Origin of the sequence: Paenibacillus oralis, assembly GCF_003863965.1 — a bacterium.
GTDB classification, from domain to species: domain Bacteria; phylum Bacillota; class Bacilli; order Paenibacillales; family Paenibacillaceae; genus Fontibacillus; species Fontibacillus oralis.
In genome coordinates, this window is the sequence record NZ_RRCN01000001.1 from 3,948,861 (window position 1) to 3,972,330 (window position 23,470).

The 23,470-nt window shown below is 49.8% G+C and carries 19 protein-coding genes and 3 pseudogenes; 17 read left to right on the forward strand and 5 right to left on the reverse strand.

From position 1 onward, the window contains the following. Positions 1-251 precede the first annotated feature (251 nt). From EHV15_RS17695 to EHV15_RS17705, 3 genes and pseudogenes are all read left to right on the forward strand, one after another. On the forward strand, positions 252-3,704 hold the full coding sequence (locus tag EHV15_RS17695; RefSeq protein ID WP_128632360.1) for a putative Ig domain-containing protein: 3,453 nt from the start codon (positions 252-254) through the stop codon (positions 3,702-3,704). A 562-nt stretch (positions 3,705-4,266) separates the two neighbouring features. Continuing rightward, positions 4,267-4,863, forward strand: a pseudogene (locus tag EHV15_RS17700) (extracellular solute-binding protein); the annotation flags it as partial. Next, positions 4,860-5,699, forward strand: coding sequence for an ABC transporter permease (locus tag EHV15_RS17705; RefSeq protein WP_128632361.1), 840 nt, complete (start codon positions 4,860-4,862; stop codon positions 5,697-5,699). The pseudogene EHV15_RS17700 and the gene EHV15_RS17705, both read left to right, overlap by 4 nt. Before the next feature lie 79 nt (positions 5,700-5,778). Here the strand turns inward: EHV15_RS17705 and EHV15_RS17710 are convergent, their stop codons facing one another. Both EHV15_RS17710 and EHV15_RS17715 read right to left on the reverse strand, forming a co-directional pair. Next, positions 5,779-6,702 carry a S66 peptidase family protein gene (locus EHV15_RS17710; RefSeq protein ID WP_128632362.1) on the reverse strand — a complete coding sequence of 308 codons (924 nt, stop codon included), beginning with the start codon at positions 6,700-6,702 and terminating at the stop codon, positions 5,779-5,781. 203 nt (positions 6,703-6,905) lie between these two features. Beyond that, complete coding sequence (locus EHV15_RS17715) at positions 6,906-7,799, reverse strand: LysR family transcriptional regulator (protein WP_128632363.1); 894 nt, start codon at positions 7,797-7,799, stop codon at positions 6,906-6,908. Positions 7,800-7,891: 92 nt separating this feature from the next. Between EHV15_RS17715 and EHV15_RS17720 the strand changes: the two genes are divergently transcribed. Then, positions 7,892-8,578 carry an MOSC domain-containing protein gene (locus tag EHV15_RS17720; RefSeq protein ID WP_128632364.1) on the forward strand — a complete coding sequence of 229 codons (687 nt, stop codon included), beginning with the start codon at positions 7,892-7,894 and terminating at the stop codon, positions 8,576-8,578. Between the two features lie 399 nt (positions 8,579-8,977). Here EHV15_RS17720 and EHV15_RS17725 read toward each other — a convergent pair whose 3' ends face one another. Continuing rightward, the gene (locus EHV15_RS17725; RefSeq protein WP_128632365.1) at positions 8,978-9,892 is read right to left on the reverse strand and encodes a transposase; all 915 of its coding nucleotides are present in this window, start codon (positions 9,890-9,892) and stop codon (positions 8,978-8,980) included. Positions 9,893-10,098: 206 nt separating this feature from the next. Between EHV15_RS17725 and EHV15_RS38360 the strand changes: the two are divergent. The 6 genes and pseudogenes from EHV15_RS38360 to EHV15_RS17755 all read left to right on the forward strand — a co-directional run. Then, positions 10,099-10,280: pseudogene (locus EHV15_RS38360) on the forward strand (IS4 family transposase); the annotation flags it as partial. A 136-nt stretch (positions 10,281-10,416) separates the two neighbouring features. Further along, positions 10,417-11,238, forward strand: a complete 822-nt coding sequence (locus EHV15_RS17735) for a hypothetical protein (protein WP_128632366.1) — start codon at positions 10,417-10,419, stop codon at positions 11,236-11,238. A 233-nt stretch (positions 11,239-11,471) separates the two neighbouring features. Beyond that, positions 11,472-12,246 (forward strand): annotated as a pseudogene (locus tag EHV15_RS17740) (class I SAM-dependent methyltransferase). 159 nt (positions 12,247-12,405) lie between these two features. After that, complete coding sequence (locus EHV15_RS17745) at positions 12,406-12,777, forward strand: BlaI/MecI/CopY family transcriptional regulator (protein ID WP_128632367.1); 372 nt, start codon at positions 12,406-12,408, stop codon at positions 12,775-12,777. Between the two features lie 9 nt (positions 12,778-12,786). After that, the gene (locus EHV15_RS17750) at positions 12,787-14,424 is read left to right on the forward strand and encodes a M56 family metallopeptidase (protein ID WP_128632368.1); all 1,638 of its coding nucleotides are present in this window, start codon (positions 12,787-12,789) and stop codon (positions 14,422-14,424) included. Positions 14,425-14,461: 37 nt separating this feature from the next. Beyond that, entirely contained in the window at positions 14,462-15,811 is a 1,350-nt protein-coding gene (locus EHV15_RS17755; protein WP_128632369.1) for an ABC transporter substrate-binding protein, read from the forward strand. Between the two features lie 128 nt (positions 15,812-15,939). Here EHV15_RS17755 and EHV15_RS17760 read toward each other — a convergent pair whose 3' ends face one another. Both EHV15_RS17760 and EHV15_RS17765 read right to left on the reverse strand, forming a co-directional pair. Next, on the reverse strand, positions 15,940-16,161 hold the full coding sequence (locus EHV15_RS17760; protein WP_128632370.1) for a hypothetical protein: 222 nt from the start codon (positions 16,159-16,161) through the stop codon (positions 15,940-15,942). A 109-nt stretch (positions 16,162-16,270) separates the two neighbouring features. Then, on the reverse strand, positions 16,271-16,981 hold the full coding sequence (locus EHV15_RS17765; RefSeq protein WP_128632371.1) for a GntR family transcriptional regulator: 711 nt from the start codon (positions 16,979-16,981) through the stop codon (positions 16,271-16,273). Positions 16,982-17,189: 208 nt separating this feature from the next. Between EHV15_RS17765 and EHV15_RS17770 the strand changes: the two genes are divergently transcribed. The 7 genes from EHV15_RS17770 (at position 17,190) to EHV15_RS17800 (ending at position 23,463) form a co-directional block, all read left to right on the forward strand. Next, a complete protein-coding gene (locus tag EHV15_RS17770) occupies positions 17,190-18,164 on the forward strand; it encodes an SIS domain-containing protein (protein WP_128632372.1) in 975 nt (324 codons plus the stop codon). Continuing rightward, the gene (locus EHV15_RS17775; RefSeq protein WP_128632373.1) at positions 18,164-19,033 is read left to right on the forward strand and encodes a fructoselysine 6-kinase; all 870 of its coding nucleotides are present in this window, start codon (positions 18,164-18,166) and stop codon (positions 19,031-19,033) included. The genes EHV15_RS17770 and EHV15_RS17775 overlap by 1 nt, the downstream gene beginning before the upstream one ends. An 84-nt stretch (positions 19,034-19,117) precedes the next feature. Next, positions 19,118-20,434, forward strand: a complete 1,317-nt coding sequence (locus tag EHV15_RS17780; RefSeq protein ID WP_128632374.1) for an anaerobic C4-dicarboxylate transporter family protein — start codon at positions 19,118-19,120, stop codon at positions 20,432-20,434. A 35-nt stretch (positions 20,435-20,469) separates the two neighbouring features. Continuing rightward, positions 20,470-21,300, forward strand: a complete 831-nt coding sequence (locus EHV15_RS17785) for a sugar phosphate isomerase/epimerase family protein (protein WP_128632375.1) — start codon at positions 20,470-20,472, stop codon at positions 21,298-21,300. Between the two features lie 33 nt (positions 21,301-21,333). Next, entirely contained in the window at positions 21,334-22,143 is an 810-nt protein-coding gene (gene frlD, locus EHV15_RS17790; protein ID WP_128632376.1) for a fructoselysine 6-kinase, read from the forward strand. 43 nt (positions 22,144-22,186) lie between these two features. Next, entirely contained in the window at positions 22,187-23,047 is an 861-nt protein-coding gene (locus tag EHV15_RS17795; RefSeq protein ID WP_484217436.1) for an amidohydrolase family protein, read from the forward strand. Further along, positions 23,035-23,463 carry a secondary thiamine-phosphate synthase enzyme YjbQ gene (locus tag EHV15_RS17800; RefSeq protein WP_128632378.1) on the forward strand — a complete coding sequence of 143 codons (429 nt, stop codon included), beginning with the start codon at positions 23,035-23,037 and terminating at the stop codon, positions 23,461-23,463. The genes EHV15_RS17795 and EHV15_RS17800 overlap by 13 nt, the downstream gene beginning before the upstream one ends. Positions 23,464-23,470: the final 7 nt, after the last annotated feature.

Below are 23,470 nucleotides of genomic sequence, written 5' to 3' on the forward strand. Positions count from 1 at the left end.
CTTCTAAAACTAAATTAGGAAGCGCCTCCAAATATACTTTAAACGATATTAAAACAAGAATAAATTGCTAAATTATTAAATTTAGTCCAATAATTAAATTTAAATTTACGCAATTCAGCTAAAATGGATTGGGCACGATTAATTAAAAGAAATTATAAAAAAATAAAAGATTTTGCAATAGATAATAAAACAGGATTTTGTTATGATTAGCCATGTTTCAGCGAAAAGATTGAAATTAAGGAGGTTGGATTATGAATATCCGGAACCCGCAAATACGCAAAGCTTTTGCCGTAATGATTTCGGGCGTGTTGAGTACCTTGTCTTTTTTAGGAACCGGTTTGCCCCGGGCTTTGGCGGACGCAGCCGTTCCTTCCCCTTCGGCCGATGTCGTCATTCAGGAAACCGTCAGCAACGGATTTATCCACCCGGGCGTAGGTTTGACCAAAGCGATCTTGGAAAACATGCGCGAGCAAGTCATTGCCCGTAAAGATCCCTGGCATTCTTACTATGAGGCGATGGCGCTTTCTCCTTACGCCTCCAGAAACGTCACCTCAAGCAATGCCAGTCCCGCGGACCCTGCCAAGCCGAAATCCGTCGCGGTCAACAGTAAAGGGGCTTTTGTCGCCGATGGATTGAAAGCGTATACACAAGCGGTTATGTATTATATTACAGGCGATGAGACTTACCGTGCCAACGCGATGAACATCATCCGGATTTGGGAGCGGATGGACCCTGATCAATATACTTATTTCACGGATTCTCACATTCATATGGGGATTCCGCTCTATCGGATGGTAACGGCGGCTGAGCTTTTGCGATATACGAGCGCCCGGAACGAAGCGCTGAATTGGACGGAGAAAGATACCGCCGATTTCACCAACAACCTGATTCACCCGATGACGGAAACCTTTCTTCATGGAAACAATTACTTCATGAACCAGCATACGTATCCTTTGCTGGGAGCGATGTCCGGATATATCTTTACGGATAACAGGGAGAGATACAACGAGGGCGTAGAATGGTTTACCGTAAATAAAACCGCGGTGGATCAAGGCCAAAACGGCTCGATCAAGCAGCTGTTCCGGTTGGTGGATGCCGATGCGTTAACCGGCGAGCCGGTGAATCCGCCGCGGGTGCAGCATGTCGAAATGGGCAGAGATCAAGCTCATGGGGCTGGAGATCTCGTCAATGCGGAGATTTTATGCCGTTTGCTGGAAGCGCAAGGAACCAAAGTCGATTCCGATGACGGAACGGTTTCGACCGCCGCGGACGCCGTGAATGCCTATGGTTTTCTGGACAACCGAATATTAGAGGCGGCCGATTACTTTGCCCGGTTCATGCTGGGCTATGATACGCCTTGGACCCCGGTGGCGGCGCATACCGATCCCGCGGGAAATCCGACCATCATTTATAAAGAACTGTCGGAGGCATACCGGGGGCGCATCGGCGGCAATGTGTATGGCTTGTTTTATTATTACAAATACGCGGCAGGCATCGGTATGGAAAAAGAAGCGCCATACTACACCGAAATGTTTGCCAAGCGTTTGCCTTTTTATTGGGAATCCCCGGACGCCGGGGGGGAATATTGGCTGTATATTCCGAAAGAAGCCGAAGCGGAAGGCGCGGACACGCTTCCCAAAGCTTCGGCAAACCCGGATCTGATCGAAACCGAACACCGCTTCGTGAGCCTCGATCCCCATTCCCAGCTGAAGCAGGAGGATGCGACGGCATATGTCGAGATCAAGAGCACGGAAGAAGGCAGCCGGATCGCTATCGTCGGTTCCGCCACATCGGCCAAAACGATCGGGCTTAAAATCCGGACGAATGGCACGGCAATGCTTGAGATCAACGGATGGTCCGACGATGTGCTGACGCTCCCGGATACGCGCGGCCAGTGGACGTATATCACATATACGGTGGACGGCCTGCGCGGATTGGGCGATCTGATTTATTTCCAGGTCAAGGGCGAAGGCACGGCGGTTGACATCGATCATATCCATTTGAAAGCGAGCGAACAACTGACACCGCCGGTGTTCCAAGCGGGCGCGGCATCGCTGGACTTATTTACTTATGTGGGCTCGCAAGCTCCTCTCCGGTACGATTTCTCCGCGGTCGATACCGAGGCATCCGATGTTGTCGCCTATCAACTGGATCATAAGCCGGAGGGCGCTTCTTTCGATGAAAGCACGGGCGCGTTTTCCTGGAAGCCCGAGCGGGCGGGAACCTATTCTTTTATCGTGGGAGCGGGCGACGGAACTTCGGTATCGACCATGGCGGTCAACGTTATCGTCAGCAGCGACCGGCAATCGGCCCTGAAGGCCGTCACCTTGCCTTATCGAGAAACGACCAAATATGTGTCCGCGTCTTTGCAGCATTTCCTGGATCAATATGAAGCGGCCCAAAATGCCCTTTCCGGGACAGCGGATGATGCGTTTTTACAAAAGCTGGCCGACCTTAGGCTGGCGGTGATCGGCCTGAAGGAATTGACTCCGCTGCTCGCGGATGGAAGCATCGACTATTCCGGCATGCTTGCTGCCGCAACCTTCTATAACGAAGTGCTTCATCTGCTGGACAACTACGCGGGCAGCTTCGCTTTTTACGGGAACGCCGTGAATTTGACGCATACGATGGACTTTGGCCCCGATTTTAAAGTGGCGGCAAACGCCTTTGAACTCCAGGTTAGAGCCAGCTTTCCGGAGCGGATTGGCGGCACCGCTTTGTTCGGCTCCAATGACATGGAAACCTGGGACCGTCTAACCCCGGAAACGACCAAAGTGTCGGAGGATAGGCAAAGACTTGAAGTCAGCGGCGAGTACAGGAATAAGCCGTACCGCTTTTTCAAAATTCAAATGATTGAACCGTCCAGCACGATGCTTGAATTGTCCGAGTTCCGCATTTACGGAGAGCGGCTGGAGACGAACAACAAGCTTGTGTCGGTGTCCATCGCTTCTGCCGACAGTATTCGGCAACGGGTTGACATCGGCGATACCGTTACGGTGTCCTTTCGCTCCTCCGAGCAAATAAGGGATGTAAAAGTGACTATCCAAGGCCAAGAAGCGGCCGTCTCGTCGGCGGATCACATCCACTGGACGGCATCGGCGGTGATGGACAGTTCGGCCCGCACGGGAGAAATCGGCTTCTCCATTTCCTACAAGACGGCCAGCGGGGAGGCTGCAGAGCCGGCCTATTTGACCACCGACGGTACGCTTTTGTATCTGATCGACCGTTCCAAGCAGCTTGCTGTTCCCAAGCTGGCTACGGTCGTGGCTTCCGATAAACAGTGGGGGAACGGCGGCCTGTCCGCAGAGCAGGTCGGTTATCTGCTGTTTGACGGCGACGCGGCCACTTTCGGCGATCTTGCTGCCGGCGCCGGAGCCTATTACATGGTGGACTTTGGCGAAGGCGCAACGGTCAGGCTGAGCGGAATCAATTTGCTGCCGAGGGCTTCGTATGCGAGCCGGATGAACGGCGTGATCGTGCAGGGTTCCAATGACAAGGATGTCTGGACCGATCTGATTTTGCCGGTATCGGGCGCGGCCGAGGGGACGTGGACGTTTATGGACGGCGACAACATCTTGGACAGCGGTTCCTATCGCTACTTAAGAATTTACAACAATGCATCCTGGAACGGAAATATAGCCGAAGTGGAATTTTATGGAGATTATCGTGCTCAAAGCGCGGATTCCGGGTCCGCAGCGGCTTGAACCGGCCGGGTTTGCGGAGGCCGCGTAGCAGCGGCTAAACAAGGAAGCTCTTTACACCAAAGTAGGAGTCAAAGAACCGCCGGAGCGAAAAGGGTCCGGCGGTTTTGGCCGCAAGTTTATTTCATATAAATCGGCATCAACACTTCATCAACCCATTGCTCCAGATACGCTTTCGTTACATTTCCGCCTCTTAAATTTGGTTTACTCGCTTGTTGTATGATGAACCCGAGAGGGAGACTAATACAAACAAGGAGAGGTGAGCATGCCGGAAATGAAACTGACGCAACATTTATTCAAACGATACGGGAGCAAAGTGGTGATTGGTCCGGGAATTGCTGCAACTATACCAGATCTATCCAATCTATACCATTAGTGTTGAGAGAGTACTAGGGGGACATAACTTATTCCTCATTAAATCGTGTTGGCTGGATCCTGAGATTACTGACAAGAAAACGTTGCAGGAATGGATGCATCGCTCAAAATCCCTTGAACACCAAATAATCGGTTAAATCAAACTAACCCCATAATAGTTTTTATATACTATAATTTTGCTTGTATAACGGGACAGTTTGCCTACAACGACCCGTCGACCGGCGGCTCCGGCAGTTCTTTTGTGCAGACGGTGATCTATAAGGATATGCCCGAGGAGGAAATTCACAACTCCGATCCGTCCGTGATGGCGAAGTGGGACAGCGGTTTTAACACGCTGAAAGAATTGGGACAATACGTGTACGGTGAAGGAATTTATCCGAAGAAAAACCAGGGCACGCTCGATCTGCTGATGAACGGCGAGGTGTCAATCATTCCCGCCTGGTCCGATATGGTGCTGCAGCAGCTTAACGAAGGATTGCTCCCGGATACGATCAAAATGCAGCAAATTACGCCCGGGTTTAACGGCGGCCCGACTTATTTGATGGTGAACAGCGCGTCGGAGAAGAAGGAAGCGATCTATCAGTTCCTCGATTTCTTGCTATCGCCGGAAGCTCAGGCGGTCGTTGTCGAGAAAATGAACGGTTTCCCGGGCATCGAGCTGGCGAATATGCCGCAGGAGACGCAGGACAAGTTTAAAGGAGTAGCCGAAGGCTTCCGGACGTTCAATATCGGCGATCTGGGCACGGAGATCAACAAACGCTGGCAGAGCGAAGTTGCGGCCCAATGAGCAAAGCGTGGAAACAAGCGATGGCGGGGTTGGCGATGGTCATCCCCTCTTTCGCTGTTTTGCTGGTCGTTGTCATCATTCCGGTCATCCAGTCTCTCCTTATGAGCCTCAGCAACGGGGAGGGCGGATACGATCTGAGCCGGTATCAGCTTTTGTTCACCGACAAGGGGCTGCGCGCCAATATCCTGTTTACGCTGCGCATCACGCTGATCACCTGCGCGCTCGTGCTGCTCATTAGCTACGTGCTGGCCGTCTACATGCGCTTTAACAAGGGGCCGATCGTTGAGCTGATTCGCAAGACGTATATGATCCCGCTGTTCATCCCCGGCGTGATCGCCACCTACGGGCTGATCAATCTGCTCGGCAATCACGGCTGGCTGGCCCGATGGCTTGACGGAACCGGCATCCTGCTCCCGCGCATCATTTTTGATGAGAAGGGGATCATCATCGCCAATTTATGGTTCAACATCCCGTTTACGACGATGCTGCTCAGCTCCGCGCTGGCCGGTATCCCCGCTTCGGTCATCGAAAGCGCGAAGGACGTGGGGGCGGGGAAACTGCAGCTGTTTACGCGTTTTATTTTTCCGCTTACGTACAAAACGTTTCTCGTCGCCCTGACCTTTGTGTTCATGGGGGTCATCGGATCGTTCACCGCGCCGTTTCTGCTCGGAGCAAATTCCCCGCAAATGCTGGGGGTTTCGATGCAGCAGGTGTTCAGCGTCTTCCAGGAGCGGGAACAGGCCGCGGCGATGGCGTTCTTCTCTTTCCTGCTTTGCTCCGTACTGGGCGCTTTTTATATCCGCTCCATGGCCCGCGAAGAAAACGTAAAAATGTAATCAAAAGCAGCGAGAAAGCCGCTAAACACAAGGGGTTCCGGGTGTTTGGCGATTTTTTCTTTGGCTTGAAAACCAAACGTTATAAGCTGATGGTCGGTTCAACCACAGTTATTGTATTATTGACTGAATTGAGGTTAACCATGGCGCCAATCGGCAAAGCCGCTTTATAAAGACCATGGCCTGTGGCAAGGTTCGTGATCAGCGGCTTACCGAGCGGTATCAGGAATTCGCTGATTAAATCCTCATAGGATATGCCGTATGCCGCCTGACAGCCCGTGCATTCCCCCATAATAATGCCGATGCAGTCGTTCAATTTTCCGGCCAGCTTCAAATGATTCAAATATCTGTAGACGGTATTGGTAGGTTCATGCGTTTCTTCAAGAACGAGAATTTTCCCCCGTGTATCGATTTCGAAAGGCGTGCCCAACGTATCGACAAAAGAGGTCAGATTCCCGCCCACAAGCGGCCCCGTAACGTTGCCCGGTACCCGGCTGATCAGCGGAATCGCCGGCGGATTTTGAATCGGCCGGGTTAATGAATACAGGGATGTCGCGGAAAAAAACTGATCGAAATTATAGGTGGGCGTTTCGGATTTAAAATCAATAAGCAGCAGACTATGAAATGTGATTAAATCCACAATTTGATGCAGCGCGTTTAACAAAACCGTGATGTCGCTGTAGCCCGCAACGATTTTGGGATTATTCCGGATCACATTATAATCAAGGTACGGAAGAATTCCGGCTACTCCAGTACCGCCTCTGGTGGGCAGTATCATTTTAACCTGCCCGTTTTGAAACATCATCATCAAATCGGCGGCCCGCTGCGCGTCTGAGCCGGCCAGAAACCCGTTTTGCGCATATACGAATTGGCCCAATAAAACATTTAGCCCTGTTGCTCTCAAAACTTCGATCCGTTGATTAATAATGCTCGGGGTGAGCGGGCTGCCTAAAGTAACGATTCCAACGGTATCGCCTCTCTGCAATATTGGCGGACGTATCGGCATTTGCTGATCTTCCTCTCCTGAAAATAGAAGAAGCCGTCGTAATATCATGTTATTAAATTATATTGGTAATATCGGCTGTACAGTACTGAAAAGGAGCTAAAGGATATTCATAGGAAAAACCTATCGTAATGATATAAACAATAGAATTGAACGATGCATTTCGCGCGATTTATACTGAAGCGGAATACTGGTGTTAAGAGAGATCATGTATGAACGAGGGGGAGTGTCGCCAGCAATTGCTCCTTAAACACTCGGCTTGCCGCGCATAAATATTTGTTTTTTCGGTAAACAAGGCCAATTTCGGCAGTAAGCACCGGTTTCTTAATCGGGATCGTCCGAATATGCTGATTGTCGATATAATCAAGATAGCCTTGCGGCAAAATGGTGACGCCGACGCCTTGAACGACCATATTGATGATCGATTCCATCGTAGTCATTTCCAAGACCTGCTGCGGTTTTATATCAAGTGCGCGGCAGTGCTCATTGATCATTTGTCGCAAAAAATAGGAGCTTGGCAATAGAACACTGGGGGCTTCTTTTAATATATCAAGCGTAACGAACGGTTCTTTGGTGACCGGGTGTTCGGCAGGCGCCGCAAGGGCAAGATTTTCCTTATATAACGGGATTGCTTCCAGTTCTTCATGCTCCATCGGCAAATAGACGATGCCCAAATCAAGTTCGTTTTTCAGCAGCCTTTCGAAAATATCTCCGGTTCGCAAACCGAGAACGGATAGCTCGATATTAGGATATTTGCGGTGAAAACCGATCACGGTTGGCGGAAGCAAGTAATTGACTACCGTCAGCAGGGTGCCGATTTTTAATGTTCCTCTATTCAGGCCTTGCAGCTCGCTAATCGCGGCGCGTGCCTGGGATAACTCGTGAAAAACATTGTAACTGTGGTGCAGCAGCGTTTTGCCGGCTTCGGTAATCAGGGTTCGTTTGCCGACGCGATCAAACAAGGGCGTACCGATTTCGTGCTCGAGCAAACGAATTTGCTGGCTTAACGAGGGTTGGGCAATACCCAGCTTTTCGGCGGCGCGGGTAAAATGCAGCTCCTGGCATACGGCCATAAAATACTCTAATTGCTTGAGTTCCATTAAATTTAGCCTCCCAGTCTTTTTTCATAGGAAATTGCTATTATTATAATCATAACCATAAGAAATATCTAATAGATATGAGGAGAAACAACATGAGAGTTCATTATGAAATACTTTCGCTTAATGTAGGCAGACCCGTACAGATACAGTTTAATAACAAGGAAATTTCCACCGGCATCAACAAACTTCCTGCAAGTGAATCGCTATTTTTATCTTGGTTGAACTTTGAGGGGGATGGTCAGGGAGACCTTGTTCATCATGGCGGCAGGGAAAAGGCCGTATGCGTTTATCCCTATGAACACTATCCATTTTGGGAAAAAGAGCTGCAGAAAACGTTGGACTATGGAGCTTTCGGAGAAAATTTAACGATTCGGGGGTTATTGGAAACGGATGTTTGCGTTGGCGATATATTTAAGCTTGGAGAAGCCATGGTCCAGGTTAGTCAGCCGCGGCAGCCTTGCTATAAATTGTCCGTAAAATACGGCGTGCCTGACATGCCGCTCAAAGTGCAGGAAACCGGATATACCGGCTTTTATTTTCGTGTGTTGAAAGAAGGGGCGGTATCCAAGTCAGATGGCCTTATCAGGATTTCCCGTCATCCCAAAGCAGTCACGGTTTCTTACGCAAACCGGATCATGCATCATGAGAAAGATCATCTTGCAGGCATTAAAAAGATCCTCGAGGTAGAAGAATTGTCGGTTAACTGGAGGTCAACATTTGTAAAACGTTTGGATGGGATCGAGGCAAATCCGCGGGAAAGATTGACCGGCGATGTATGAGGTGAATTTTCATAGGTGTTTTGGGGAACTGGACAGGAACAGAGAACGGCTTGAGGGCTGTATTTGCGCAGGGCGGTTCGGTCGTCGGCTTTCTCTAGCGCTTGAGAATAGGGAAGTGGGGTGGGCGGCAGATCAACACTCGCTGTCCGGAGACTTTGCACGATTATCCCGTTTGATCAGGTAGTAGAGAGTTGATCAGGTAGCAGAGAAACATACAAACTCGGGAGAAGAAAATATTCGGTAGAGAAGCAAATAGGTTCGAGATAATTTAGACGGGCTTAGGAGAAGGAATCAGGTTTAGGGGAGGTGAAACAGACCGGACAAGGGAACATGACTGGAGATCGAGGACCCATTAAGTTGATCTGCATCAAACTCCTCCCACCGTTTCCAGCTTCTCGATCAGGCCGCAGCCGCAAGGGGCTGATTCGGTTGGCGTTCGATCAGCCTGCGGTAAGGAAGCACTGGCACCTCCACGCACATCTGCAGCAACTTCTGCCGCATCGTTTCTTCCGCTCCGGGCAGTTCTCCGGACAGGAGCAGCCGGCGGCGTCCGGTGTACTCGTTCAGGTACGCCTGCAGATGCTTCAGTCCCAAGGCTCCATACGTACTCTTCAGCGATTCCCACGCCTCTCTCACCACTTTTCGCAAGGGCATATACAGCCGAAAGGCTTGAGGGAACAACTGCACCACCGATGTACGGACATCCACATGCTCGTTGATGAACGCGGTTAGATCGTGACGGTTTGCCCTTTTTTCGCTTCCCCGTTTATGCGGTACTAGGCGGATTTTGACCTGCTCCGGCTCGCCCGACTTCGTTACCGTGCAGCCGGCTACGACCGCCGAGGCATACGGATGCGAAAACTGACACCGGGACGGATTACGCCCATACTGATCGCTGTTCACCTTCACATCTCCGCAGAGCAACTCACGGGCACCAAACTCTCCCACGGCATGGCGTATTTTGTGCAGCATCAACCAGGCGGTTTTGTAGGTGACCCGGATCACCTGGCTCAGCCGCATCGCCGAAATGCCGCCCTCAAGCAGGAACAACTCCAGCGCCTTGAACCACTTGAGCAGGGGCAGATGCGTTCCTTCAAAAATCGTACCGACCAAAGGCGATGTTTGATGCTTGCACTTTCCGCACTCGAACAAGGGGATATGCCGGGAAGTCAGACGACTGCACCGAGTGTGAGCGCAGCGCGGGCAGACGAAACCGCTTGGCCACTTCATGGCGATTAGCGCCTCCATGCAGTCCTGCTCGCTTTGGTAACGGCTGCTGAATGGTTGAAGTTCCGTTTCCGTATTGACTTCCATGTTTGCTCGCCCCCGAATCAAGAATTCACGAACATAGGTTCCATTTATTTCATTATACCAAACATGTGTTCCCTTCTCAAGTCGAAAATCTCACCTGAACCGCCTCATTTTTTCCTCATCTTTTTTATTTTTTTCTCTCTTTTTTGGAATCCTTGCTCTAGCCCCCCCTGCTCTCTGAACGAAAGGGATAATCGTGCAAAGGTTGCTGGCAGGAACACCAAGACACGAACCCGGTAAAGTACAACGCACGCTCCTTCAGCGGCTTGTTTTATTTGCTGTGCGACGAAGTCGGCATACGGCCTCTGATTCAGCGTCAAATCCGACATGGATTGCTGCTTTACCCAACTACATCAAGGCTTGTCTGCCGATTTTTTGCTGCGAAAGTTGAGTCATTATTCCTGTCACATTGCCTTGTGTCTGGTTCGTTGTTTGTAGTGAAAGGGAGGGGGGAGCAGTCAGTTCGGATAGGTTGGAAGCGCGGTGAAGAATCCGCAAGCAAAACAAAAACGAAGGAGCGATTCATCTTGAAACGAAAAATAGGTTTGCTGGTATTGGCTGGAATGCTGTTAACGGTGTCGGCGGCTGCTGCTGCGCCTAAGACCAACTATACCTTAAAGAACAAGGCCGGCGAAGTGATCGTGGAAGCAAAAACGCTGGACAAAAGCAGCCCCGACTACAAAGCGCCTTCTATGGAAGAACAGATCCGCTCTTTAACGGTCGAAAGTCTAGCGGACAAACAGTTGAAGGAAGGAACGGCGGCGATTTTTTACGTTGTCGAGAACAACCCGGACAAAAAAATCGATATTGAATATAAATCGATCAACTATACGAATCTAAGCCAATTCCGCAAAAAAATGGCGAAGCAGCCGGTTAAAATTTTGGATCAATTGTCCGGAAATTATAAATTTCAGAATGCCGATGTCTCTTTCCTTCCGGTATTGTATCAGAAGCCGCTGACTCCGGAAGAAGAGGCGGCGACGGCGGAGAAACTGCTGAAGCAGGCGGAGGAAGCGGGCAAAGATTATGCCGTGATGCCGATCAAGGTATCCAATGATTATTGGAGAATCAACAGTACCTATAAAAAAGGAAAACACGATATTCGCGTTACCATTTCCAAGACCCCCGAGAAACAAACGATTTGGATACCTGAAAACGATGACAGCAAACGTGAAAAAATAAAAGTAAAAGGCGTGGAAATGATCTACACGGATTTCGGCAGCGGCAAAAACATTCAATGGATCTATGATGTTCCAAGCAGCAAAGAAGCGGTTCATTACCATATCGAGACCATAAATCCGATCAACAAAAACCAGTTGATCAAACTGGCCGAAGCGTATTTGAAATAAAATGCCATTTCTCCCTAAATGATGATTTAAACTCTCTCATTTTTTAAAATCCAACCTCTCAGTTGTTTGGTGCCGAGGTTGGATTTTTTTCATAGCCGAGTTAGATCATTTCAACATGGAATTGACAGAATGACGGAATTAAACTTATTATAGATACATAATATCTATAATAAGTTTGCAAATAGACTGCGTGCAAGGAGTTATGGGCTTTTGTCAAAAAGGAGACTTAATCTATGTGTAACGAACCCTCTATCCACCGCTGGCAGCCGGAATCATACGATCCTAAACATAATATTGCCGCCAAGCCGGGAGCGGGGATTTTATCCTTGCTGCAGGCCCAGCCTGGGGAGCGAATCCTGGACGTAGGCTGCGGGGCCGGGAACCTAACGGCCGAAATCGCCGCCGCCGGAGCGGTCCCCACAGGGATCGACCTGTCGGAAGAGATGGTAAAGCGGGCCAGGCAGAAGTATCCCGAATTGAATTTCCAAGTGGAAAACGCTTGTGACTACCGGACGGATGTCCGCTTCGACGCGGTGTTCTCCCATGCGGCTTTGCATTGGATCAAAGATGCTTCCGCCGTAGCCCGCACTGTCTGGCTGGCCCTGCGGGAGGGCGGGCGGTTCGCCGCCGAATTCGCCGGCAGCGGCAATGTCGCCGTGCTGACCGGCGCCATGAAGGAGGCATTGGAGGCGCATGGCTGCGTGGGCGGGACGAAATCCGTGGTACCATCCCACCATTGGTGAATACGCCGGACTGCTGGAACAAACCGGATTCCGCGTGACGTTTGGGCAGCATTTCGACAGCCCCACTCTGCTGAAGGGGGATGCGGGCGTACGGATCTGGCTGGACAGTTTCGCCGGATATTTCTTCCCCGACGTCACCCCTGCAGACAAAATGGCGATCTACCGGGCTATTGAGGAAAAGGTTAAGCCGCGCCTTGTGCGGGAAGGCCAGTGGATGATCGACACCAGCCGGCTGCGCATCGTCGCCGTCAAGAAGGCCAATTAGCGGACATACAAACAGGTATCATGGTCGCGATATAAGTCGCTCCTTTTCGGGAGCGGCTTATTTAATGATTTTACATTGACTTTAAATTCTACAGGATGTAGAATTTAATAAAACTACAACTTGTAGAAAATTAAACTTGAGAATAAAGGGAGAGATTTCATGAATTCCATACAAAAGATGTCGGATGCGGAAGCGGAAGTGATGCGCGTTATATGGGCGGCAGACGGACCGGTAACGTCCCAAACAATCTTTGCCGAACTCAACAAGCGGAAGGACTGGAAGCCGACCACCGTCTTGACGTTTTTGAGCCGGTTGACGGAAAAAGGATTGCTGCGGACAGAAAAGCGAAAAAAGGTCAACTTCTACACCCCCGCGCTTAGCGAGGAAGAATACAAGCATCTGGAAACCCGGGTTTTTCTTGATTCGGTACATAAAGGTTCCGTCAAAAGTTTTATCGCGGCTTTATACGATGCCGACGATATTAGCCCGCAGGAGATCGAAGAATTGAAAAAATGGTTTTCCGAAAGGTAGGAAGCAAAGATGGGACACGTGTTGATTTTAACGATAACGGCCCTCTCGGTTACCGGAACGGTGCTGTTTGGTGCTCTACGGCTAATGGAGCCGCTGACCGAAAAAATATTCGATGGAAAGTGGCACTACCGCATCAGAAAGGTCGTGCTCCTGTTTTTGCTTCTGCCCATCGGAGTGCTTGGCGGATCGGCGTATATGCGCTTCATTGAACCCAATGAACCGGCCGCAGCCGGGGTTCCTCTGCAACCGCCCGTGATATCCCCGGCGGATGCCGGTACGGAAAGCCGGATTTGGACAACGGCGCCCGGTTCTGCGCCGGCGTTGACGGATTATGGCGATTTTTCGGATCTTAGGGTCTGGTTTCAAGAAGCAGGTTTATGGTTGACGACTGTTTGGCTGCTTGGGTTTGCGGCGGCAAGCTGCCGATGGCTCACGGCTTACTGGCGGTTTCGCGCCAGACTTTGCCGCACCAATCTCCCTGTGGAAGGAAGGGCGCTGGAGATCTTTGCGCCCGTCAAGCGGGAGATGGGGATCAAAGGAAGCGTTTTGCTTCAATCGAATGACGGGGTGCACACGCCGATGTTGGTCGGAATGCCACGAGCGGTCTTGATTTTACCGGAAATTGACCTGGACGAACGGGAACTGCGGCTGATCTTCCGCCATGAGCTGATTCATTACAAACGGCATGATTTATTCATCAAAGCGCTGGCTCTGCTGGCAAATGCGATACATTGGTTTAATCCCGCAGTTTATGCTTTGCGGAAAGACCTCGACCGTTACATGGAAATCTCCTGCGACGAACGGGTTGTCGGCGGGATGCCCGAAAGCGAAAGACATTTCTATGGGGAAACCATTTTAAATGTACTGGAGCGGGCGGCAAACCAACGGGCGGGGATTTTTACCGGCTTTAGTGATAATACCGCATGGATGAAAACCAGGTTGATACATATTTTGAAGGCAACGAAGAAAAGCCGGCGATCGGCTGTTCTTTCGGCGATTTTGGCGGTTACGGTCACGGTGTCCGGGGTTGTGATAGCTACTGTCGTAAACGCCGAGATAGGTCCTGCTTCCGCAACCAGTCCGGAGCGCAACATTGATATTTCCTCCGGTACGGCGTCCTCTGTGGTGGTTTTCACCACTGTCGATAGCATGGAAGGCACCTCTTATAGGATTGATGAGACTTCTTCCGCAGCGGTCGAAGCTTCAATACCGGGGAAAGATCAGGAGGTGAAGGAGGCGGGCAACCCGTATCTTGTAAAACTCGACCGTAAGCTCAACGAGTTAAGCGATGCCGACATCTATGGTATTTACAAACAACGAGGCATCCCGTATACGGATACGGTTTATTTTGAACTGGCGGACGGCGCTTTTATTTTCACCGGCCAGGAGAATATTCCGCTGAGCAGTCGTTGCGGGAGCGAAATGAGCCCGTACACGGCTAAAGTGTACGCTTCCAGTTTGGTACTGGACCATGCGTCTTACGATCAATTGGAGGATGAACGGACCGGTATTGATAAATTGGTGCTCGAGACTCTAAACAAAAACGATAGCGACCCCGCCGCCATTCGCGATGAAATAATCGATACGCTGGCGGATCGCCTGGAGTTGCCGGCCGACCTGTTGACGGTGGAAATTTCCCGGATTTAATCTTGTAGTTCATTCCGTTAAGGAGGCAAGCGGTGAAATGTTTCGACGAAAAGGATGGTCGCTCCTGTGCTCCATCGTTTTATGCCTGGGCGTTGCAGGCTGTTACGTAACGCCGGAAAAAGCGGCGCAGCAGCGATCTTTAAAAGTGATGTATTTTGGAGACAGCAGTTTTTTTGAAGACTACGGCGATTTATTTTTGAGCAAATACGGGGATGTTGATTTGGTTGTCGCGGTCCTGGACCAGAGTACTCTTCCGCCGGAGAAAAGTTATCGTGAAGCGTTGGATGACTTTATTCGGCTTGAAAAACCGGATGTACTTTATTTATCGGCGGATGAATATGCGCGTTACGTCCAGGAAGGGCTGCTTGCCAGCCTGGAACCATACATTCAAGCGGATCATGATGAGCTGTCCGGCATGCAAAGCTCCATTATTGACTTTTTGAAGGAATTGGGGGGCGGACAACTTTATGGGCTTAGCCCGACGTTTTATAATACTGCTCTGTACTATAACGCGGATCTTTTTAAGCAATATGGAATTTCGCCTCCGCACGATAACATGACTTGGCAGGAAATCTTGGATCTGGCAGCGCGCTTTCCTGTGGATGGGAATGAGCAGCAGCGCATTTACGGGTTAAGCGTTCCGTTCGTGCAAACGGCCGATGACTTGGCGGCGAGGATCGCCAACACCCAGGGATTATCCACAGTCAATCCGAAAACGATGCAAGTGACCTTAAATACGGACTCTTGGAAAAGCGTATGGAACATGGCGATAAACGGCGCTCAATCCAGCGCCGTATATTTGCCGGAAACTCCGTTTTACGGCGGCTCGCTGCAGGATTTTCTGGATAACGATTTATTTGTGCAAGGACGCGTGGCAATGAAGCTGGATGATGCGGGTTTCATGCAAGTCTTGGCGGGACTGACCCAAACGCTTCCGGACTATAAAGCCTTTCAGTTCGATACCGTAACGGGTCCGGTCGACCCGCTGGATAGGTCATCTTCAAGGGATATGGAAGTAGGGCAAATTTTCGCCATTCGCGCGGATACTCCCAATCTGGAGGCTGCTTGGGATTTCGTGGAGTATGTCAACAGCGACGATTATGCAGTGATAAAAGCGCGTGTATTTAACAGTAACTTATTAACGCGGACGGATCACTATAATGAAAGCCGTTTGCAGGCTTTTTACAAACTGGATCCATTGATGGTCGATTATAGTAGGAAAGCCGAAATTCCCGATACGTTCACGGAAAATTTCAATGCCTTGATCAGCACGGAGATGAGCAAAGCGGTGCGGAAACAAATTTCCTTGGAAGAGGCGCTGGACAACGTCTCCAAGACCGGGCAAGCCCTGCTGGATGAAGCATTAGCCAAACCAAAAAATCGCTAACGATGTTGTCCCCCCTTTAGGCAATCGTTTCTAAAGGGGGGGCGTGCGTTTGCACATCCGCAAATACGATAATTAAAAACAGATAAATAAAGACGCCCTCTGATGGGACGTCTCCTCAAAACACTGTGCTATTGCTTGGATTGCTGCTGCGCTTGCGCCGTCTGAATCGATGATTGGACCTGGCTGACCATCGTTTGAGCTTGCGCGATCTCGGTGGAAGCCTGTTTCAGTGCTTCTTCGCAAAGCGTTTGATTGGCGGCGGATTGTTCAATCGCTTGAACAATGAGATCTTTTGCAATCGAAGCGGCAGCTTCCGCTTTTTTCAGAGTATTCGTGTCAACCTGTGCCACTTTTTATTCCTCCATCCATTACAATTTTGTACGCAATCAAACATAATATCCCTTGATGGTTTCGGAGAAATACATGGAAAAATAATGCATCTGATGATTTGTGGAAACATCAAACAATCAACTCAAACCTGTCCCCCAAGATCAATTGTTTGGAACGATGGATCTTCTGGCCGTCCGGACTGCTGACCGTACTTCGGATACACAGCAGAGGATGGCCTTCCTCGATATTTAAGTAGGTGGCCACATCGAAGGAAGCGTATTCCATCACGATATATTTTCGGGATATGCCAAATGTGATTTTATGTTTATTTCTTAAAATTTCGTACAGTGATTTATGATTTAAATCTTCCTGCAGCAAAAAAGAAAAGGAAGAAGGAAGCCGGGTATATTCCACAGATACAGGGACATCGTCGGCATATCTGATTCTTTCGATGTTAATGATTTTATCCCCGGGTTTTAAACCCAAATGCTCCTGATCCGCAGCGGTAGCCTCTTCAATTACGCACTTGATCACTTTTGCCCCAGGGACCTTGTTTTGCAGCTTGCAAGTATCGGTGAATCCAATCGTCTCCGTGACGTTTTTCTTGATCTTCTCTTTCGTAATGAAGGTGCCTTTCCCCGGGATTCGCACCAAATACCCGTCAGAGGTAAGCGAATCGAGAGCGGCGCGGACCGTAACCCGGCTCACATTGTTGGTTTCGCTGAGCTCCAATTCCGTAGGGAGTTTGTCCCCTGGCTTCAGGGTACCGTTATGGATGGAGTCCAAAATTTTATCTTGCAGCTGTTTATATAATGGCGCGGATTCTGTATGATCGACCATGGTTTTACCTCCAAAAAACTTTGTATTATATTGTTTTATTTCTCTACCTCTATATTATAACAATATGTACAAGCTGTGAACCTAAAAAAAGCAGAAAAGTGCCCTTGCCTAATGTATTATTATGTGTTATTATCGCATCAAGACATTCCAATACAATACACCGGTGAGGAATGAAAACAAACTAAATGTATCATACAAGGAGAAGACAATGGATATAAAACAAATTATTGGAGAAATTGTGGCGGGGAAACAAGAAGTCGGAGGTATTAAGCAGGTTTATTATGTAGCTTGCGGCGGTTCTTATGGCGCTTTTTATCCAGCCAAAACTTTTCTGGAGAAAGAGGCCAAGGATATTAAAGTAGGGCTGTATAACAGCAATGAGTTTGTGCACAACACGCCTAAAGCATTTGGCGAAAATTCGGTGCTGGTGGTAGCCTCCCATAAAGGCAATACGCCGGAGACAGTGAAAGCGGCGGAGATCGGCAAAAAGGCAGGTGTTCCGGTCATTGCGTTAACCTGGCTCACCGATTCGCCGATTACGGAGCACGCGGACTATGTGGTGAAATATACCTTTGGCGAAGGCAAGGATATCGCTGGAGAAAAAACCATAAAAGCCCTGTTGACGGCGGTAGAAGCCTTGAATCAGACTGAGGGATACGAGCACTACAATCAATTCCTCGATGGCGTGGCCAAAATCGATCACATTGTTAAAAACGCTTGCAAACACGTGGCCAAACGGGCTCTGGCTTTCGCTAAAAATCACAAAGACGATAACGTCATTTACACCATGGCCAGCGGAGCCGGTTACGGGGCCGCCTACATGGAAAGCATCTGTATCTTCATGGAAATGCAGTGGATCAACTCCTCCAGCATTCATTCGGGCGAATTTTTCCACGGGCCGTTTGAGATTACGGATGCGGAGATTCCGTTCGTCATTCAGATTTCCGAAGGAAGCACCCGGCCGCTGGATGAAAGAGCGCTGAACTTCCTGAACCGTTATGCCAAGCGAGTGGAAGTATTGGACGCCAAGGATTTGGGCTTGTCCACCATCGACAGCTCCGTGGTCGATTACTTCAACCATTCCCTGTTTAATAACGTTTATCCGGTTTACAATCAAGCTTTGGCGGTGGAAAGAGAACATCCGCTTACAACTCGCAGATATATGTGGAAGGTTGAATATTAATGGAAAAATATAAGGTTATCGGCATCGGCGACAACGTAGTAGACAAGTATGTCCACCAGGGTATGATGTACCCTGGTGGAAACGCCTTGAACTTCTGCGCTTATGCCACAATGTGTGAAATGGAAGCGTCTTATTTGGGTAAATTCGGCAACGACCAAGTCGCCCATTATATCCAGCGGGTGATGGACGAATTGCAGATCGAACACAGTCATTGCCGGAATTTTGAAGGGGAAAACGGGTATGCGCGGGTTACGTTGGAAAACGGCGACCGTGTATTTCTCGGTTCGAACAAAGGCGGGATCGCCAAGGAAAAGGCTTGGGATTTTACGGAAGACGACCTGGATTATATTAAACAATTCTCCGTGATTCATACTAGTTTAAACAGCTATATCGAACAGGATCTGGCCATCTTAAAAACAAGCCATGTACCGATCTCCTTTGACTTTTCGGTGCGTTGGAATGACGAGTATTTGGAGCAAGTATGCCGGTATGCGGACATTTCCTTTCTTTCCTGCAGCCATTTAACGGAAAGCGAGCGAGAAAGAGAAATGCGAAAAGCCCAAAAATTCGGCTCCAAAATGGTGATCGGAACGGTGGGAGAAAACGGCTCATTCGCGTTGTATAAAGATCAGTGGATGTACCAACCGGCCGTATTGACGGAAACGGTGGACACGATGGGAGCGGGCGATTCTTATTTAACAGCCTTTCTTGTCGGGATGATCAGAAGCTCGAAAGACGGCAACATGTTCTCGGGTTCAGATGAGGAGATGCTGCGCAAAATCAAAGCAAGCATGGAGCAGGGAGCCGCATTTGCCGCGAAGATTTGCCGGATCAACGGGGCATTTGGCCATGGCACGGCAATCGTATAAAGAACCCTCCAACTTAAAAATAGACACCTTAAATCGGCATTTTGTAAGCGTATTCAGAGAATAACATAAGGAGGGCGAACCTTCATGTTCTGGTTTCAGCTGTTCATCATCATTTTGCTCATCTTCTTTGGCGCCAGAAAAGGCGATGTATTTATGGGCTTGCTCGGCGGCGTGGGCGTGGCGATCTTTGTTTTTATCTTCCACGTCCAACCGGCGGCACCTCCCATCGATGTCATGCTGATTATTTTAGCGGTCGTTTTGGCGGCCTCAGCGCTGCAGTCTTCGGGCGGGCTTAATTTTCTTGTTCACCTTGCGGAAAAAATGCTTAGTAAGTCGCCTAAAAATATTACCATCATAGCTCCGATCATCTCCTGGTTGTTTACTTTCTTGTCGGGAACGGGACATGTTGTCTATAGTTTATTACCGATTATCAATGAACTGGCCATCGATAATAAAATCAGACCGGAAAGACCGATTTCAAACAGTATCATCGCCTCCCAGCAGGCGATCACCTGCTCGCCGGTATCGGCGGCCACCGCCGCGATGATCGGATTTATGGCCCCGCTTGGAATCAGTTTGGGAACCATCTTGACCATTGCAATACCGGCTACACTTTTGGGGGTTGTTGCAAGCGCTGTATTGACGATGCGCAAAGGCAAAGAGCTGGAGGAAGATCCGGAATATTTGCGGAGGCTGGCGGAAGGATTAATCGCCAAACCGGAGCAAAATGCCGAGAAACAAGCAGTTACAAAGGGCGCGAAAGCCTCGGTTGTGCTCTTTTTGCTGGGCGTTCTGGCGATTGTCATCATGGGCTTGTTTACCAACCTGCGTCCATCTTGGGTGCTAAATGGCGAAACTACGCTTTTATCCTTGCCGAATACGATTGAAATCATTATGCTGGTTTGCGCTACGCTCATCATTATCTTTGGCCGTCCGGCGATTGAAACGATTCTTAACGGCCCGATATTTAGGGCGGGTGCGCTGGCGATGGTTTGCGCTTTTGGGCTGGCTTGGATGAGCAGCACCTTCATCAACGGACAAACCGCTTTCATTCAGGATCATGTCGCCACCATCGTAAATAGTCATCCCTGGACGCTTGCCGTGATCATGTTTGTCGTTGCCGCTTTGACGACGAGCCAAGGGGCCACGACATTGATTATGATCCCGATCGCCATCGCCCTGCATCTGCCTCCTTATATCATCATCGGAGCGTGGATGGCCGTTAATGCCAACTACTTTTTGCCGGTCGCGTCGCAGTGTCTTGCCGCCATCTCGTTTGATACCGCGGGAACGACCAAAATCGGTAAATTTGTATTAAATCATAGTTTCATGATACCCGGATTAATTAATACCGTGGTCTCCGTCATCATAGCCACCTTGATTGGAAGCGCTTTATTATAACCGCTTGTCACAAGCAAAGGAGGAATCTGGTTAATATGATACAAATCTCGCAAGTGGCCGCCGCGAACTATCATTATAAAAGGTATTCCTTGGAGTATTTCTTGAGTTCCGCCGCACGGTTGGGATTCCGCAATATTGAATTATGGGCATCGGGCCCGCATTTCCATTTGGACTATTTTACAATTCAAGATGTCAAAAGTTTGCAGCAAAAAATAAAAGCACGCCGGTTGCAGGTGATCTGCCTGACCCCTGAGCAGTATGTCTATCCGGTCAGCATCAGCCATCCCGATCCGGAGTACCGCAAGCACAGCGTCGAGTTTTTTCGCCGCCATATTGAAGCCGCGTCCCTTCTCGAATGCGACCGAGTGCTGGTGACCACGGGGATCGCCTATTTGGACGCCGATGAGACGGAAACGTGGAATTGGTGCCGGGAATCTTTGAGCGAAATTTGCAAAACGGCGGAAAAAGAAGGAGTTTACCTTCCCGTGGAGGCGTTTACCAGCTTTTCCACGCACGTGTTCAACCGGGCCGAGCATATTTCTAGGATGATCAAAGAGGTAGGGAGCCCGTATTTGAAAGGGTTGGCGGATACGGATGTGATGGCCACGACAGGCAAGGATACGATCCATGACTTCATCAGGGAACTCGGAAATGATTTGAATCATGTCCACTTTGTAGACGGAAATCCCGGAGGGCATCTGGTTCCCGGAGAAGGCCAGCTCAATATGGACGAAGCTTTGAAGGCGCTTAACGATATCGATTATAAGGGATACCTGGGCCTGGAATTGCTGGATAGAAGGTATATTTTGGATCCGGAAAAAGCGATGCGGGATTCGCTCGCGTGGTTTGAAAAGCACTTATCCTAATACCCATCTGCGAAATGAGCGAGGCCGAATTATATGAACAAAGGAAGGGGAAGCGAGGGCGTGCGAATAGCGGGAGTTGGATTCAGCTGCGTGGATGTTTATGACCAATTGAACAGGATGTATCCAACCGGGAATAGTGTCGATTTTGTTATTCATATGCGCAGAATGGGAGTTCAGGCTTCCATGGTCAGTGTGGTCGGGACGGATGCATACGGCGACATGATGATCGACATGCTGAAAACAGAGAAGATCGATGTATCCCATCTTAGCGTGCGGCAGGGCAGTACGGCGGTTTTCAAGATGGAGCTGAATGGGAACGATCGCGTGCACAAGGAAAAAATCGAAGGCGTTATGGCGCATTTCGCATTGAATGAGGATGACCGGCGATTTATTGCGGAGCACGATGCACTCCACACCAATCTGTCCGGCAGGATCGAGCGGGAATTGCCTTATTTCCGGGAGCGGGGCGTCTCCATTGTGTTTGATTTCTCCACGCGAACGAAGAAGGATATTGCCGGGGCGATTTTGCCGGATGTGGACTACGCATTTTTCTCCTATACGGAGGAGGACGCGTATATTACGGAGTTCATCGCATGGGCGCAGGCGTTGGGGCCGCGTATCGTCATCGCGACGTTAGGGGAGCGCGGCAGTCTGGCTTATGACGGCAAGACGTTGTATCGCGGTCAGATTGTGCCTGCGGAGGTTGTCAACACGGTAGGGGCGGGAGATTCCTTCTGTGCCGGCTTCATGTATGGCGAACTGCAAGGCTGGTCCATTTCGGAATCGCTGAATCATGGCGCTCGAACGGCAGCCGGGGTTGTCACCAAATTCGAACCCTACTGAAATAGGACAGACCAGAGAAGAGGTGTTTTCTTTGATTATTGATGTGCACACACATCCAATTTTCCACAAGGCAATTTGCGGGGACAAAGAGACGTTGGAATATCGAAAACGGGAGTTCGGCATATTCAAACAGTCGCCAACTCCGGTCGAATCGGTGCTTCAGGAGATGGACTACAATGGCGTAACGCGCTCTGTGCTGCTCCCGCTGGATCTGACGACCAGAAGCGGCGGCTGGATTGTCGCGAATGAAGAGGTGCGAACGCTGGTCGATCTTGCGCCGGACCGGTTTATCGGTTTTGCCAGCGTGGATCCGTATCGCGAGGATGCGGCAGAGGCGCTGGAGTACGCGTTCGCCCATCTGAAGCTGAGCGGCCTGAAGCTTCATCCTTCAAAGCAGAAATTTTACCCCGATGATGATAGGCTGAAGCCGCTCTACGAGATTTGCGTGAAATACGACAAACCGATCATGTTCCACGCGGGTATGAGCTGGGAGCCTGACGCTCCGGCCGTATATTCGCACCCGCTGCGTTTCGAGGAAGTGGCGATCGCGTATCCCGAGCTTCGCATATGCCTGGCGCATTTCGGCTGGCCATGGATTCAAGAGACGGTGATGCTGCTGCTGAAATATCCGAATGTGTTCACGGACACGTCATTGCTCCATATGGATAATGCGCTTGACTTCTATACGCAGATTTTCAAAGTGAACATGGGTCCGCTCTGGATAGAGCGCAATCTGAGAGACAAGGTCATGTTCGGCACCAACACGCCCCGATTCAAGGCGAAGCGGCTTTTGCCGGCGCTTGAGGCGATGGCGTTCCGGCCGAAGACATTGCAGAAGATTCTGAGCGGCAACGCTGAGGTTTTCCTGGGAGAGAGGAGGAATGAGCGGCCTTGGTTAAATTAAAAACGCTTGTGCTCAGGTCAACAGCCGAATTTCAGATGATCAAAATTACGAGGGAGATTCAAAGTTTCGTGGAACAATGCGGCATAGTCAACGGTCTGGCGGCTGTTATCTCGGCACATACGACTACCGGCATTATGGTCAACGAAGGACTGGAATGCGTGGAGACGGATATCGAGGAATTGCTGGAACGTTTGGCACCCAAGGATTGGCCATACGCTCATGCGCATTTCCTGCCGTCCTACGGCGCAACGGGCAGCAATTCTCCCTCGCATCTCAAGTCGATGATTTCCGGCAACAGCTGCATGTTCGTTGTGCAGGATGGGAAGCTGGTGTCGGGCGACGCCCAGGATGTGTATTTGGCCGAATTCGACGGTCCGAAGAGCAGGAAAGTTTACATTCAGGTTATCGGAGAGTAACTGCGAA